Below are 15,081 nucleotides of genomic sequence, written 5' to 3' on the forward strand. Positions count from 1 at the left end.
GGTGCGTATAATTCTGCCAGACATCGGAGCCTATAGACGCATGCCGCACGCTAAAGATGATTTACCCGACGCGCTGTACAGCGCCGCACAGGTCCGAGGACTCGATGCGAGCCTGATCGCGGCCGGCACCCCGGGCTTCGAACTGATGCAGCGCGCCGCACGGGCCACCTGGCGGGCACTGGTCCGGCAATGGCCGGCGGGCAGCGAGCTGACCGTGGTCACCGGTCACGGTAATAACGCTGGCGACGGTTACCTGGTTGCCGTGTTGGCCAAGCGTGGCGGGTGGACGGTACGGGTGCTGGCGGCCGGCGATCCGCAGCAGCTGCGCGGTGATGCGGCTACGGCCCATGCCGAAGCCATGTCAGAAAACGTTGTGATCGAAGCGTGGAGCGCGCCATCGGACTTGCGTGGCATCGTTGTCGATGCCTTGCTCGGTACAGGCCTGACCGGTGAGGTGCGCGAGCCGTACGCCAGTGTCATCGCCGCAATCAACGCCAGCGGCCTTGCCGTGGCGGCAGTGGATATCCCCTCGGGGCTGTGCGCCGATACCGGGCGCATCCTCGGTTGCGCGGTGCGCGCCGATCTGACGGTGACCTTTATCGGGCTGAAACTGGGCTTGTTCACCGGTGATGCGGCGGATGTCGTGGGTGAGCTGGTGTTCAACGACCTGCACGCCGATCCGCAGCTGCTGGAGGGCGCGCCGGCCACTGCTCGCCGCCTCATGGCCGGCAATCTGCCGCCTCTGAACCCGCGAGCCCCTGCTTCCCATAAAGGCCGCTTCGGCCATGTCCTGCTGATCGGTGGCGATCGCGGGCTGGGCGGGGCGATCCTGTTGAGCGCGCAAAGTGCGCTGCGCAGCGGGGCGGGCATGGTGTCGGTGGCGACCCGCCCCGAACATGTACCCGCGGCGCTGGCACGGATCCCCGAGGCGATGGTGTTGGGCACTGCGTCAGCCAATCAGTTGATGGATTTGCTTCAAAAGGTGTCCGTATTGGTGATCGGCCCTGGGCTGGGTAAGGGCGCCTGGGGGCGAAGCCTGTTATCGGCGGCCGCCAACGCACCCCTGCCGCAAGTCTGGGACGCCGATGCGCTGAACCTGCTGGCGGAGGGCCGTGTGAGCTTGCCCCAAAGGAGTGTGATCACGCCGCACCCGGGGGAGGCCGCGCGGTTGCTGGGGATCAGTACGGCCGAGGTTCAGGCGGATCGGCCGGCGGCGGTTCACGCGCTGAGCAAAAAATATAACGCCGTCGCGGTGCTCAAGGGCGCCGGTAGCCTGATCGCCAATCCTGACGGACGGCTTGCCGTGTGTCATCAGGGCCATCCGGCAATGGCCACCGCGGGTCTGGGCGACGTACTGGCGGGGCTGGTCGGTGCATTGCTGGCTCAGGGCATGGCGACGTTCGACGCGACTTGCCTGGCGGTCTGGCTGCACGCCAATGCCGGTGAGCGCCAGGGTAAATTCGGCCGCGGGCTGGCGGCCAGTGATCTGATACCAGCCATTCGTCAGTTGTTGGAGGAGCAAGCACCGTGTCTGAAGTAACCCTGTACCTGGCCGACGAGCAGGCCATGAGCGACTTTGGCGCACGTATCGCCCGTATCACCGGGGGGCATGGCCTGATCTTCCTTGAAGGTAATCTTGGAATGGGAAAAACCACGTTGTCTCGGGGTATCATCCGTGGCCTTGGGCATGTCGGTGCGGTCAAAAGCCCGACCTTCACCCTGGTCGAGCCCTACGAGATCGGCGACATCCGCGCCTTCCATTTCGACCTGTATCGCCTGGTCGATCCGGAGGAGCTGGAGTTTCTCGGCATTCGCGACTACTTCGAAGACGATGCCCTGTGCCTGATCGAGTGGCCCGATAAAGGTGCAGGCTTTTTGCCAAAGCCCGACCTGACCATTACCATTAGCCCGCAAGACAGCGGGCGTTCGCTGAAAATTTTATCCCAGGGCTCGCGTGGCGAGGCCTGGTGTGCCGCTTTGGCATTGGAATCCAAATAGATGATGGGGTTAGGTATGCGCTTTCGCGCGTTGGTTGCTGCCGTAGGGGTGTTGTTTCTGGCGGTGACCGTCGACGCTGTGGCCGAGACGAAGGTCAACAGTGTTCGCCTGTGGCGGGCGCCGGATAACACGCGGCTGGTGTTTGACCTGACTGGCCCCGTGCAGCACAGCGTCTTTACGCTGACGTCCCCGGATCGCCTGGTCATCGACATCAATGGCGCGACCCTTGGTGCGCCGTTGAACGTCAATAGCGCGAACACCCCGATCACTGCCATGCGTTCGGCCCAGCGTACGCCGACCGACCTGCGGGTGGTCATCGACCTGAAAAAGGCCGTGACGCCGAAAAGCTTCTCCCTGGCGCCCAACGCCCAATATGGCAATCGCCTGGTGGTCGATCTGTTCGATAACCCGGCCGATGCCGCGCCGCCGCCAGCGCCGACTCCTTCGGTGGCCACAGTACCGGCCGTGCCGGTCACGCCTTCGGAGCCGGCGATCAAGTTGCCGCCAGCACCGGCTGGCAAGCGCGACATCATTGTGGTGATCGATGCCGGTCACGGCGGTGAAGACCCGGGCGCCTCCGGCTCTCGCGGTCAGCGCGAGAAAGACGTGGTACTGGCGATCGCCCGCGAACTGCAGCGCCAGGTCAGTGGCATGAAGGGTTTCCGCGCTGAACTGACCCGCACCGGCGACTATTTCATTCCGTTGCGTGGCCGTACGGAAATTGCCCGCAAGAAAGGCGCCGACCTGTTCGTCTCGATTCACGCCGACGCCGCGCCTTCCGCCGCAGCCTTCGGTGCCTCGGTGTTTGCCCTGTCCGATCGCGGTGCCACTTCGGAAACCGCGCGCTGGCTGGCCGACAGCGAAAACCGTTCTGACCTGATCGGTGGTGCAGGCAACGTCAGCCTCGACGACAAGGACCGCATGCTTGCCGGTGTGTTGCTTGACCTGTCGATGACCGCATCCCTGACTTCCAGTCTGAACGTCGGCCAGAAAGTCCTGAGCAACATCGGCCGGGTCACGCCCCTGCACAAGCAGCGGGTCGAGCAGGCCGGGTTCATGGTGCTGAAGTCGCCGGACATCCCGTCGATCCTGGTCGAAACCGGGTTCATTTCCAACGCCAACGAAGCCTCGAAACTCGCAGCAGCGAGCCATCAGCAGGCGCTGGCTCGCTCCATCAGCAGCGGCGTGCGCCAGTTCTTCCAGCAGAACCCGCCACCGGGCACTTACATTGCCTGGCTGCGTGATTCCGGAAAAATCGCCCAAGGCCCTCGTGATCATCGGGTAAACCCGGGCGAGACGCTGGCGATGATCGCGGTGCGCTATCAGGTGTCGCCGGCTACCCTGCGCAGCGCCAACAACCTGTCGAGCGATGAGCTCAAGATCGGTCAGCACCTGACCATCCCGGGCACCGAACTGGCGGCCAAGGAATGAATCAGGTCGTGAACAACGGCGCTCGTATCGAGCTGCTCAGCCCGCGACTGGCGAACCAGATTGCTGCGGGTGAGGTGGTCGAGCGCCCGGCCTCGGTGATCAAGGAGCTGCTGGAAAACAGCCTCGACTCCGGCGCCAGGCGCATCGACGTCGACGTGGAGCAGGGCGGCGTCAAGTTGCTGCGGGTGCGCGACGATGGCAGCGGCATTTCTGCCGATGACCTGCCGCTGGCCCTGGCGCGACATGCCACCAGCAAGATCCGCAATCTTGAGGATCTTGAACAGGTCATGAGCCTGGGCTTTCGTGGCGAGGCCCTGGCATCGATCAGTTCGGTGGCGCGCCTGACCCTGACTTCCCGCACCCGTGATGCCGATCAGGCCTGGCAGGTCGAAACCGAAGGCCGCGACATGGCGCCCCGGGTACAGCCCGCGGCCCACCCGGTGGGCACTTCGGTTGAAGTGCGCGACCTGTTCTTCAATACCCCGGCGCGGCGTAAATTTCTCAAGACCGAAAAAACCGAATTCGATCACCTGCAGGAGGTGATCAGGCGCCTGGCCCTGGCGCGCTTCGACGTGGCCTTTCATCTGCGCCACAACGGCAAGACCATCCTCAGCCTGCATGAGGCCCACGATGATGCGGCCCGTGCCCGGCGCGTGGCGGCGATCTGCGGCCCAGGTTTCCTGGAACAGGCGCTGCCGATCGAAATAGAACGCAACGGCCTGCATCTCTGGGGCTGGGTCGGCTTGCCGACCTTCAACCGCAGCCAGGCCGATTTGCAGTACTTCTTCGTCAATGGCCGTGCCGTGCGCGACAAACTGGTGGCGCACGCCGTGCGCCAGGCTTATCGCGACGTGCTGTTCAATGGCCGGCATCCGACCTTCGTGCTGTTTTTCGAGGTCGATCCAACGGGCGTCGACGTCAACGTGCACCCCACCAAGCACGAAGTGCGCTTCCGTGAAGGGCGCATGGTTCACGATTTCCTCTATGGCACCTTGCACCGTGCCTTGGGCGATGTGCGGCCGGAAGATCATCTGGCGGCACCAGTTGCGACAGCCGTAGTGCGGCCTACCGGCCTTGAAGCCGGTGAGTTTGGCCCGCAGGGGGAAATGCGCCTGGCCGCCAACGCGCTGCTGGAGCAGCCTCAGGCCCAGCCTTCGTTCAATGCGCCAGCCGGTTCGGGTTCTGGCGCCGGGTATCAGTATCAATACACCCCGCGCCCGCAGTCAGCGGTTCCGGTTGCAGAAGCGCAGGCCGCCTATCGCGAGTTCTTCGCGCCGTTGCCCGAGGCCAACGCGGTCGCGCTGCCAGCCGGTCAGGATGACATTCCGCCACTGGGCTATGCGCTGGCGCAGCTCAAAGGCATCTACATCCTTTCGGAAAACGCCCAGGGGCTGGTGCTGGTGGACATGCATGCCGCTCACGAGCGGATCATGTACGAACGCCTGAAAGTCGCCATGGCCAGTGAAGGCTTGAGCGGGCAACCATTGCTGGTGCCGGAAACCCTGGCGGTCAGTCAGCGTGAAGCCGATTGCGCCGAAGAGCACTCTGCCTGGTTCCAGCGCCTGGGCTTCGAACTGCAGCGCCTCGGCCCGGAAACCCTGGCCATACGGCAGATACCGGCCTTGCTCAAGCAGGCCGAGGCCAATCGACTGGTGGGTGACGTACTGGCCGACCTGATGGAATATGGCACCAGCGACCGGATTCAGGCGCACCTGAACGAACTGCTCGGGACCATGGCCTGCCACGGCGCGGTCCGCGCCAATCGGCGCCTGGCCCTGCCGGAAATGAACGGTCTGCTGCGCGACATGGAAAACACCGAGCGCAGCGGTCAATGCAACCATGGCCGACCGACCTGGACCCAACTGGGGCTGGACGATCTGGACAAACTGTTCTTGCGCGGTCGTTGATGAGCCAGCTCCCTCCTGCGATTTTCCTGATGGGTCCAACCGCCGCCGGCAAGACCGACCTGGCCATCGAACTCACCAAAGTCCTGCCCTGCGAGCTGATCAGCGTCGATTCGGCACTGGTCTACCGTGGCATGGACATTGGTACCGCCAAGCCATCGAAAGAGCTGTTGGCCGAATTTCCGCACCGCTTGATCGATATTCTCGACCCGGCCGAGGCTTATTCGGCAGCGGATTTTCGTCGCGATGCCCTGCAAGCCATGGCCGAGATTACCGCGCGGGGTAAAATTCCGCTGTTGGTGGGCGGAACGATGCTCTATTACAAGGCGTTAGTCGAAGGGCTCGCGGATATGCCGGCCGCCGATCCGGAAATCCGCGCGCAGATCGAAGAAGAGGCCGCCCGCCTTGGGTGGCAGGCGTTGCACGAGCAGTTGGCGGTCATTGACCCGGTTTCCGCGGCACGTATTCATCCGAACGATCCTCAGCGCCTGAGTCGAGCATTGGAAGTTTTTCGTGTCAGTGGTCAGAGCATGACTGAGCTGCGCTTGCAACAATCTGCGCAAAGTACTGAAGCAGCCGCTTCAGGACGGCAACAATTGCCCTATACTGTCGCGAACTTGGCCATTGCTCCGGCGAATCGCCAGGTATTGCACGAGCGAATTAAACAAAGATTCACTTTAATGTTGGAACAGGGATTCATCGACGAGGTCGTAGCCCTGCGTAATAGAAGTGACCTGCATACCGGGTTGCCGTCTATACGTGCGGTAGGCTACCGCCAAGTCTGGGATTACCTGGATGGCAAGCTGACGTCAGCCGAGATGCAGGAGCGTGGAATCATTGCCACGCGCCAATTGGCGAAACGCCAGTTCACCTGGCTTCGCAGTTGGGCTGATTTACACTGGCTGGACAGCCTCGATTGCGACAATCTGCCGCGCGCCTTGAAATACCTTGGGACCATCTCCATATTGAGCTGAGTCCTTGCAATTGCCGTCTATCCTTGGGGGTGGGGCGGCCAAAGCCATCTGTTTACCTATTTTTTTATTTTGAATCCTTAAAGGAGTGCGGCACATGTCAAAAGGGCATTCGCTACAAGACCCTTACTTGAATACTTTACGTAAAGAGAAAGTTGGGGTGTCCATCTACCTGGTCAACGGTATCAAACTGCAAGGTACGATCGAGTCTTTCGACCAGTTCGTTATCCTGCTGAAAAACACCGTCAGCCAAATGGTCTACAAACACGCTATCTCTACAGTAGTGCCGGTTCGTCCAATTCGTCTGCCTAGCGCAACCGAATCGGAAGCGGGTGATGCTGAGCCAGGTAACGCCTGATAGGAGTCTCCTTTGTTCTTTGAGCGCCACGGTGGTGGTGAGCGAGTCATACTCGTTCACTTGGATGGACAGGACCCTGAGGCGCGCGAAGACCCGCAGGAGTTTCAGGAACTGGCTAATTCGGCTGGCGCCGAGACCGTTGCGTTTTTTAACGTGCCGCGTCATCGGCCAACCGCCAAATTCCTGATTGGCAGCGGCAAGGTCGAGGAACTGCGCGACCTGGTCAAAGCCGAAGAAGCCGATCTGGTGATTTTCAATCACGTCCTCACGCCCAGTCAGGAACGTAACCTCGAACGTGTTTTCGAGTGTCGCGTGATCGACCGTACCGGCCTGATCCTCGATATTTTCGCCCAGCGCGCCCGTACCCATGAAGGCAAGCTCCAGGTAGAACTGGCCCAGCTTGACCACATGAGCACCCGGCTGGTTCGCGGGTGGACTCACCTTGAGCGCCAGGGTGGCGGTATTGGCATGCGTGGCCCTGGTGAAACCCAACTGGAAACTGACCGCCGCTTGCTGCGGGTTCGCCTGCGCCAGATCAAGGGCCGGCTGGAGAAAGTGCGCAGCCAGCGCGAGCAGTCGCGACGTGGCCGTTCACGTGCGGATATCCCTACCGTGTCGCTGGTGGGATATACCAACGCCGGTAAATCCACGCTGTTCAATAATGTGACGAAATCCGACGTCTACGCGGCTGACCAATTGTTTGCCACACTGGACCCGACCCTTCGCCGTCTGGATCTGGACGATCTTGGGCCGATTGTCCTGGCGGACACGGTAGGTTTCATTCGCCACTTGCCCCACAAGCTGGTCGAGGCATTTCGGTCTACCCTCGAAGAGTCGAGCAACTCCGACCTGTTGTTGCACGTGATCGATGCGGCGGAACCGGATCGCATGTTGCAGATCGAGCAGGTGATGGTGGTGCTGGGCGAGATTGGTGCCCAGGACTTGCCGATCCTCGAGGTCTATAACAAACTCGATTTGCTTGAAGGCGTTGAGCCACAAATCCAGCGCGACGAAAACGGCAAGCCCCAGCGGGTCTGGCTGTCGGCGCGTGATGGCACTGGTCTGGAATTGCTTGAGCAAGCCATTGCCGAATTACTTGGCAGTGATTTGTTTATCGGTACCCTGCGCTTGCCGCAACGATTCGCCCGACTGCGTGCGCAGTTTTTCGAACTCGGTGCGGTGCAAAAAGAAGAACACGACGAAGAAGGCATCAGTTTGCTGGCCGTTCGTTTGCCCCGGGTCGAGTTGAATCGACTGGTAAGCCGCGAAGGATTGCAGCCGATGGAATTCATCGAGCAACACACTTTGCAATAAAAGCCTGAGAAAGCGGTTGTGCCGTGGTGACAGGCATTCTGTAGCATTGGTCGGCGCGCCGTGGGTGCGTCTTTGCTTTATCAGATGGAGAGCGCTATGGCTTGGAATGAGCCGGGTGGCAACTCGAATAATCAGGATCCTTGGGGTGGCAAGCGTCGCAATAACGGCGACCGCAAGGGACCGCCAGATCTCGACGAGGCCTTCCGAAAGCTGCAGGAAAGCCTGAACGGGTTGTTCGGTGGTGGTAAGAAACGTGGTGATGACGGCGGTGGTTCGGGCAAGAGTGGCGGCTTCGGCGGTCTGCTCGGCATCGGCCTGGTCGTTTTGGCGGCCGTATGGCTGTACAGCGCGGTCTATGTCGTCGACGAGCAGGAGCAAGCCGTGGTGCTGCGCTTCGGCAAGTACTACGAAACCGTCGGACCTGGCCTGAATATCTACTTCCCGCCAATCGACAAGAAGTACATGGAAAACGTCACGCGTGAGCGGGCGTATACCAAGCAAGGTCAAATGCTGACTGAAGACGAAAACATCGTCGAAGTGCCGCTGACCGTGCAGTACAAGATCAGCAACCTGCAGGACTTCGTGCTGAGCGTCGATCAGCCGGAAATCAGCCTGCAGCACGCGACCGACAGCGCCCTGCGTCATGTGGTGGGTTCCACTGCAATGGACCAGGTGCTGACCGAAGGTCGTGAATTGATGGCCAGCGAAATCAAGGAGCGCCTGCAACGCTTCATGGATACCTACCGCACCGGTATCACCGTCACCCAGGTCAACGTACAGAGCGCAGCTGCACCGCGTGAAGTGCAGGAAGCCTTCGATGACGTGATCCGTGCCCGTGAAGACGAGCAGCGTTCGCGCAACCAGGCTGAAACCTATGCCAACGGCGTCGTGCCGGAAGCCCGTGGCCAGGCCCAGCGTATCCTTGAAGATGCCAATGGCTACCGTGACGAAACCGTCTCGCGCGCCAAGGGTGAGGCCGATCGTTTCACCAAGCTGGTTGCCGAGTATCGCAAGGCACCTGAAGTCACCCGCCAGCGTCTGTACCTGGACACCATGCAGGAAGTCTTCAGCAACACCAGCAAGGTTCTCGTGACCGGCAACAAGAATGGCCAGAGCAACCTGCTGTACCTGCCTCTGGACAAGATGGTCGAAAGTGGTCGCGGCACCAGCACCCAGGTGACCGGCGCGGCAGCCACCAGCAATGAAGCGAATGCGCGTGCGGCAGCTGATCTGCAGCAACAGCAAGCACGTACCAGGGAGAGTCGCTGATGAGCAATAAATCGCTGATCGCCCTTATTGTCGGCGTCGTCGTGGCGATCGCTGCCTGGAACTGCTTCTACATCGTGGCTCAGACCGAGCGCGCGGTGTTGCTGCAGTTCGGTCGCGTGGTCCAGACCGATGTTCAGCCAGGCCTGCATGTGAAAGTGCCCTACGTTAACCAGGTGCGTAAATTTGACGCACGCCTGATGACGCTGGATGCACCGACGCAACGCTTCCTGACGCTGGAAAAGAAAGCCGTGATGGTCGATGCCTACGCCAAGTGGCGGGTGAAGGATGCCGAGCGCTTCTACACCGCGACTTCCGGTCTGAAGCAGATTGCCGACGAGCGTCTGTCCCGTCGTCTCGAGTCTGGCCTGCGTGACCAGTTCGGTAAGCGCACCTTGCACGAAGTGGTGTCCGGTGAGCGCGATGCGCTGATGGCGGATATCACCGCTTCGCTGAACAAGATGGCCGAAAAAGAGCTGGGCATCGAGGTTGTCGATGTTCGGGTCAAGACCATCGACCTGCCGAAGGAAGTGAACCGCAGCGTGTTCGAACGTATGAGCACCGAGCGTGAGCGTGAAGCTCGCGAGCACCGCGCCAAGGGTAACGAGCTGGCTGAAGGCATCCGTGCCGACGCCGATCGTCAACGCCGCGTGCTGCTGGCCGAAGCCTATCGTGAATCTGAAGAGATTCGCGGTGACGGTGACGCACAGGCCGCTTCGATCTACTCCAAGGCATACGGTCAGGATCAGGAGTTCTACGCGTTCTACCGTAGCCTGCGTGCCTACCGTGAAAGCTTCGCGAACAAATCCGACGTCCTGGTCCTGGACCCAAGCAGTGACTTCTTCCACTACCTGGAAAAAGCCAAGCCTTGATACGACGTTGACCTGATGCATCCCGCCGGGCGGCTAATACCTCTGGCGGGGTGATCCTTTGGGAAAACGAGTGTATGATGCGGCAGCCGGGAAATTCCCGGCTTTTTTGCGTCTGCACGTTTGATTGCTGTTTTGTGCAGGTGCCCGAGCTGAATGCTCGACAGGTTTTTCGAGGAAAGTGATTGGCGAAGCCGGTAACAGGCGTTTCGCTTCGTTGCTCCTGCGCCTGATTTATGCACATGGGCTGATCATTTTCTGCTTCACTCAAGGCTCGGCCAAAGGCTGACCGCCCGGATACAGGGGAAGGCGTAATGGCAACGGTAGACCGCTGGCTTCTGCCAGATGGCATCGAAGAAGTACTGCCACCTGAAGCGGCGCGCATTGAAGTCGCGCGTCGCCAGGTGTTGGATCTGTTCCAGAGCTGGGGTTACGAGTTTGTCGTGACTCCCCATATCGAGTACCTGGAATCCCTGCTGACCGGCGCGGGCCAGGACCTGGACCTGCGGACCTTCAAGGTCATCGACCCGCAATCGGGCCGGCAGATGGGTTTCCGTGCCGACATCACGCCGCAAGTAGCGCGCATCGATGCGCATACCTTGCGTCGCGAAGGTCCGAGCCGCCTGTGTTATGCCGGTAGCGTGCTGCATGCCCAGCCGCGTGCCTTGTCGTCCTCGCGCAGCCCGATCCAGCTGGGCGCCGAGTTGTATGGCGATGCCAGTCCCGGCAGCGACGTGGAAGTCATCAGCCTGATGCTCGCCATGCTGCAACTGGCCGATGTGCCGGATGTGCACATGGACCTGGGGCATGTCGGTATCTACCGCGGCCTGGCTCGTGCCGCCGGTTTGTCCGGGGAAGTTGAACAACAGTTGTTCGACGCGTTGCAACGTAAGGCCATCGACGAGGTCATTACCTTGACCGAAGGCTTGCCGGCTGACTTGTCGGGCATGCTGCGCGCGTTGGTCGACCTGTGCGGCGGCCGTGAAGTGCTGGCGGCTGCGCGTGAGCGTCTGGCCAAGGCTCCGGCCCCGGTACTGGCGGCGCTGGATGACCTGCTGGCGATTGCCGAGCGTCTGTCCGTGCGTTTCCCGGAGTTGCCGCTGTACTTCGACCTGGGCGAGCTGCGTGGTTACCACTATCACACCGGTGTGGTGTTCGCCGTGTTCGTGCCGGGTGTTGGCCAGTCCATCGCCCAGGGCGGTCGCTACGACGACATCGGTGCCGACTTCGGTCGTGCCCGTCCGGCCACCGGCTTCTCCACCGATTTGAAAACCCTGGTGACCCTGGGGCGTGCTCAGATCGAGCTACCGTCTGGCGGTATCTGGATGCCTGACAGTACGGATGCGGCACTCTGGCAGACGGTTTGCCAGTTGCGCAGTGAGGGTCAGCGTGTCGTCCAGGCTTTGCCTGGGCAGCCATTGGCCGCCGCCCGTGAAGCGGACTGCGACCGGCAATTGATCCAGCAGAACGGGCTTTGGCAAGTATCGCCACTGGCTTCTTGAGTTTTCCCGCCGGCTGCCGCCGGCACCAAGTTTGCGCGAATGAGGACAAGTGTTATGGGTAAGAATGTCGTAGTCCTGGGCACCCAGTGGGGTGATGAGGGCAAAGGCAAGATCGTTGATCTGCTAACCGAACATGCTGCCGCCGTAGTGCGCTACCAGGGTGGCCACAACGCTGGCCACACCCTGGTGATCGACGGTGAAAAGACCGTCTTGCACCTGATCCCCTCGGGCGTGCTGCGCGAAGGCGTGCAGTGCCTGATCGGCAACGGCGTGGTCGTTGCACCTGACGCCCTGCTGCGCGAGATCACCAAGCTGGAAGAAAAAGGCGTACCGGTGCGCGAGCGCCTGCGTATCAGCCCGTCCTGCCCACTGATCCTGTCCTTCCACGTAGCGCTGGACCAGGCCCGTGAAAAGGCCCGCGGCGAGCTGAAGATCGGCACCACCGGTCGCGGCATCGGCCCGGCCTACGAAGACAAGGTTGCACGTCGTGGCCTGCGTGTGGGCGACCTGCTCAACATGCCGCGCTTTGAAGACAAACTGCGTGAACTGGTGGATTACCACAACTTCATGCTGGTGGGTTACTACAAAGAGCCAGCCATCGAATTCGACAAGACCCTGGCAGAATGCAAGGAATACGCGGAGCTGCTCAAGCCGCTGATGCTGGACGTGACTGCCGAGTTGCACGACCTGCGTCGCGCTGGCAAAGACATCATGTTCGAAGGCGCCCAAGGCTCCCTGCTGGACATCGACCACGGTACCTACCCGTACGTGACCAGCTCTAACACCACCGCTGGCGGCGTAGCTACCGGTTCGGGTGTTGGCCCTATGTTCCTGGACTACATCCTCGGTATCACCAAGGCTTACACCACGCGTGTAGGTTCGGGCCCATTCCCGACTGAGCTGTTCGACGAAGTCGGTGCGCACCTGGCTAAACAAGGTCACGAGTTCGGCGCGACTACCGGCCGTGCTCGTCGTTGCGGCTGGTTCGACGCCGTTATCCTGCGTCGCGCTATCGATGTGAACAGCATCTCGGGCATCTGCCTGACCAAGCTGGACGTGCTCGACGGTCTGGAAACCATCAACATCTGCGTCGGTTATAAAGATGCAGAAGGCAACGCCGTTGCCCCGACTGATGCAGACAGCTACGTGGGCTTGCAGCCTGTGTACGAAGAAGTGCCGGGCTGGACCGAGTCAACCGTGGGTGCCAAGACCCTGGAAGAGCTGCCAGCTAACGCCCGTGCTTACATCAAACGCGTCGAAGAGCTGATCGGTGCGCCGATCGACATTATTTCGACGGGTCCGGACCGTAACGAAACCATCGTTCTGCGCCATCCGTTCGCTTGATAAGCTGTTGATGTAAAACACAAAGGCCCCTTTATAGGGGCCTTTGTCGTTTATGCCTGTCGAACGGCATGACCTTTGCTATTAGCTTTGCCTGAAGCGTCATTTCGGGCGTGCCATCAATTTAATGGCGCTCATGCAGAGGGATTTCAAGTGTCGGCCGTTCTCTCATTGTTACAAAGCCGTTTGTTGCGGCCCGTATTCGTTACCCTCGGTATCGCCCTTTTGGTGCAGGTACTGGTGGCGGTCGCGCTGACCCGGAGCACCGTGACCGCGCTGGAAGCCGATCTCGGTCAGCGCCTGGGCGCGGACAGTCAAAAACTCTCCGGTGAACTTGAGCAGGCTGGGCGTGAAGTCACGTCGAGCCTCGACAGCCTGTCCGCCAGTACGCGTCAGCGCCTTACCGCTGGCTTGTCTGCGCGGCTGAAGGACGAGCAGGCACAGTTGCGTTCGACCCTGGAAAAAGACCTGAAGGACTCTGCCAGCGACATGGCGCAGCTCCTGGCCTCGGTGGCTCCGCGCGCCATGTGGGACAACGACGTTCCGACCTTGTCCGAATTTGCCCGTCGGGCCCAGCGCAACCCCAACGTCCTGTTTGTGGTGTACGACGACGCCACGGGCCAGCATCTGACGCGCTACCTCAACCGGGAAAACCCGATCAACAAGGCCCTGCTGGAAAAAGGCCAGGGCGACCGCGCGCTGGACAAGGTGCTGGACGCCGCGAAGAACGATCCGTCGGTCTTCTACATCGAGGCCACGATCAACCCTAATGGCGTGGAAATCGGCAAGGTCCTGATGGGCGTTTCGACGGCCTCGGTGGAGACCGATCTGGCGGCGCTGGACAAGCGCTTTGCGGCCTTGATCGCCAGTGGCGACCAACTGGTAGGCGACAGCCTGAAAGGCGCAGCGGCCGACAGCGCTGCCGCCATGCGTGCGCGTCTGCAATCGGCCCAGTCCACGGCCGCTGAAATGAAAGCCAACACCACCGGCACCGTGCAGGAGGCCGCGGCAACCTTGCGCTGGCGTATCGGCTTGAGCCTGGCGGTGGTGGGTTTTGGTGTCCTGCTGTTGCTGGCGGTCGTGCTCGGGCGTCGAGTGGTCAATCGCCTGAAGATGTTGATTGTCGCCATGGACGACCTGGCGGCGGGCGAGGGCGATCTGACCAAGCGCGTGCAGATCAGCAGCAAGGATGAAATCGGTGACATGGCTTCGGCGGTCAATCGTTTTGTCGACAAGTTGCAGCCGATCGTGCGCGAGGCGGGTGATGTCGCTCAGCGTACCGGTGTGGAAATCGGCGCCATGACGCTGCGTAACGCGGGGGCCGATGCGGCGGCAGGCATGCAGCGCGATGAGGTAGCTGAAAGCCTGCGGGCCTTGTCGCGCATGGCGGATGAGGCGCAGTCCGAAAGCCAGGCCATGCAAGCGGCGCTGAAGCAGGTGGTGGATATTCGTCAGGCCACCGACGAAAACACCCGGACCTCGGCGAAAGTCGGCAACCTGATTGAAGCGTTGGCCGGCCAGGTCGAAACCGGGGCGCAAGTGATCGAGCGCCTGGCGCAGCAGAGTGAGCAGATCGAAGTGGTACTGACGGTGATCCACGGTATTGCCGAGCAGACCAACCTGCTGGCGCTGAACGCGGCCATTGAGGCGGCGCGTGCGGGCGAAACCGGGCGCGGGTTTGCGGTGGTGGCTGATGAGGTGCGTGCGTTGGCGAGCAAGACGCAAAGCTCCACCGGCGATATCCAGGCGCATATCGTGGCGTTGCAGCAAGGCGCACGTGAAGCCGTGGCGGCCATCGGCCAGGCCGGGCGTCAGGCCAGTGAGGGCCTTCTGGTCCTGCGTGACAGTGCGCGGTTGCAGCAATCGGTGCAGGCTTCGGTCGAGCGGGTGCACACGGCGATCGGTCTGGCGACCCAGGCCGCCGAGCACCAGGCCCGCGGAGCCCAGGCGGTACGCGGTCGGGTCGAGACCATTCATGTGCAGGCCGAGAAGGCGGCCCAGGCGGTGGTGGAAACCACGGCCAGCGGCAAGGTGCTCGATGGCCTGGCGGCGCAGTTGAAAGCGAGCCTGGGGCAGTTCAGGGCTTGATGGGTTGTCCGGGCGGGCCTCATCGCGAGCAGGCTCGCT

Annotated in this window: 12 protein-coding genes; all 12 read left to right on the forward strand. The window is 61.4% G+C overall.

Going from position 1 to position 15,081, the window contains the following annotated elements:
* Nucleotides 1–40 precede the first annotated feature (40 nt).
* The 12 genes from NQL71_RS11665 to NQL71_RS11720 all read left to right on the forward strand — a co-directional run bounded on the left by NQL71_RS11665 (nucleotide 41) and on the right by NQL71_RS11720 (nucleotide 15,042).
* Entirely contained in the window at nucleotides 41–1,540 is a 1,500-nt protein-coding gene (locus NQL71_RS11665) for an NAD(P)H-hydrate dehydratase (protein ID WP_274642673.1), read from the forward strand.
* Entirely contained in the window at nucleotides 1,528–1,998 is a 471-nt protein-coding gene (gene tsaE, locus NQL71_RS11670) for a tRNA (adenosine(37)-N6)-threonylcarbamoyltransferase complex ATPase subunit type 1 TsaE (RefSeq protein ID WP_046819842.1), read from the forward strand. Before NQL71_RS11665 ends, tsaE begins: the two co-directional genes overlap by 13 nt.
* Nucleotides 1,999–3,429, forward strand: a complete 1,431-nt coding sequence (locus NQL71_RS11675; protein WP_046819841.1) for an N-acetylmuramoyl-L-alanine amidase — start codon at nucleotides 1,999–2,001, stop codon at nucleotides 3,427–3,429.
* Nucleotides 3,426–5,336: a DNA mismatch repair endonuclease MutL gene (gene mutL / locus NQL71_RS11680; protein WP_077185400.1), complete on the forward strand. Its 1,911-nt coding sequence runs from the start codon at nucleotides 3,426–3,428 to the stop codon at nucleotides 5,334–5,336. Before NQL71_RS11675 ends, mutL begins: the two co-directional genes overlap by 4 nt.
* Nucleotides 5,336–6,307 (forward strand): tRNA (adenosine(37)-N6)-dimethylallyltransferase MiaA, encoded by a 972-nt coding sequence (gene miaA, locus NQL71_RS11685; protein WP_046819839.1) that lies wholly within the window; start codon nucleotides 5,336–5,338, stop codon nucleotides 6,305–6,307. Before mutL ends, miaA begins: the two co-directional genes overlap by 1 nt.
* 94 nt (nucleotides 6,308–6,401) lie before the next feature.
* Entirely contained in the window at nucleotides 6,402–6,662 is a 261-nt protein-coding gene (gene hfq, locus NQL71_RS11690) for an RNA chaperone Hfq (RefSeq protein WP_007902656.1), read from the forward strand.
* 12 nt (nucleotides 6,663–6,674) lie between these two features.
* Entirely contained in the window at nucleotides 6,675–7,976 is a 1,302-nt protein-coding gene (gene hflX, locus NQL71_RS11695; RefSeq protein WP_046819838.1) for a ribosome rescue GTPase HflX, read from the forward strand.
* A 96-nt stretch (nucleotides 7,977–8,072) separates the two neighbouring features.
* Nucleotides 8,073–9,245, forward strand: coding sequence for an FtsH protease activity modulator HflK (hflK, locus tag NQL71_RS11700; protein ID WP_046819837.1), 1,173 nt, complete (start codon nucleotides 8,073–8,075; stop codon nucleotides 9,243–9,245).
* Nucleotides 9,245–10,114, forward strand: coding sequence for a protease modulator HflC (gene hflC, locus NQL71_RS11705; RefSeq protein WP_077185399.1), 870 nt, complete (start codon nucleotides 9,245–9,247; stop codon nucleotides 10,112–10,114). The genes hflK and hflC overlap by 1 nt, the downstream gene beginning before the upstream one ends.
* Nucleotides 10,115–10,425: 311 nt before the next feature.
* Nucleotides 10,426–11,613 carry an ATP phosphoribosyltransferase regulatory subunit gene (locus NQL71_RS11710; RefSeq protein ID WP_046819835.1) on the forward strand — a complete coding sequence of 396 codons (1,188 nt, stop codon included), beginning with the start codon at nucleotides 10,426–10,428 and terminating at the stop codon, nucleotides 11,611–11,613.
* A gap of 54 nt (nucleotides 11,614–11,667) precedes the next feature.
* The gene (locus NQL71_RS11715; RefSeq protein WP_046819834.1) at nucleotides 11,668–12,957 is read left to right on the forward strand and encodes an adenylosuccinate synthase; all 1,290 of its coding nucleotides are present in this window, start codon (nucleotides 11,668–11,670) and stop codon (nucleotides 12,955–12,957) included.
* A 150-nt stretch (nucleotides 12,958–13,107) separates the two neighbouring features.
* Nucleotides 13,108–15,042 carry a methyl-accepting chemotaxis protein gene (locus tag NQL71_RS11720; RefSeq protein ID WP_274642674.1) on the forward strand — a complete coding sequence of 645 codons (1,935 nt, stop codon included), beginning with the start codon at nucleotides 13,108–13,110 and terminating at the stop codon, nucleotides 15,040–15,042.
* Nucleotides 15,043–15,081 lie beyond the last annotated feature (39 nt).

Origin of the sequence: Pseudomonas serbica (genome assembly GCF_028823535.1) — a bacterium.
In the GTDB taxonomy this organism is placed as follows: Bacteria; Pseudomonadota; Gammaproteobacteria; order Pseudomonadales; family Pseudomonadaceae; genus Aquipseudomonas; species Aquipseudomonas serbica.